Source organism: Rhodovulum sp. PH10, assembly GCF_000293785.1.
Taxonomy (GTDB): Bacteria; Pseudomonadota; Alphaproteobacteria; order Rhizobiales; family Xanthobacteraceae; genus Rhodoplanes.
On the sequence record NZ_AKZI01000271.1, the window covers coordinates 1 to 312 of the forward strand.

General features: G+C 65.4%; 1 pseudogene. It reads left to right on the top strand.

From position 1 onward, the window contains the following. Positions 1-312: pseudogene (locus A33M_RS21950) on the top strand (acetyl-CoA C-acetyltransferase); the annotation flags it as partial.

The window sequence follows — 312 nt, forward strand, 5'->3', positions numbered from 1 at the left end:
AGGACGGCCTGTGGGATGCCTTCAACGGCTATCACATGGGCATCACCGCCGAGAACGTCGCCAAGAAGTGGCAGGTTTCGCGCGAGGATCAGGACGCATTTGCTGCCGCCTCGCAGAACAAGGCGGAAGCCGCCCAGAAGGCCAAAAAGTTCGACGCGGAAATCGTCCCGGTGACGATCAAGGGCCGCAAGGGCGACACCGTGGTGTCGGTCGACGAGTTTCCGCGCGCCGGCGTGACGGCCGAAAGCCTCGGCAAGCTGAAGCCGGCGTTCGCCAAGGACGGCACGGTGACGGCGGGCAACGCGTCGGGCA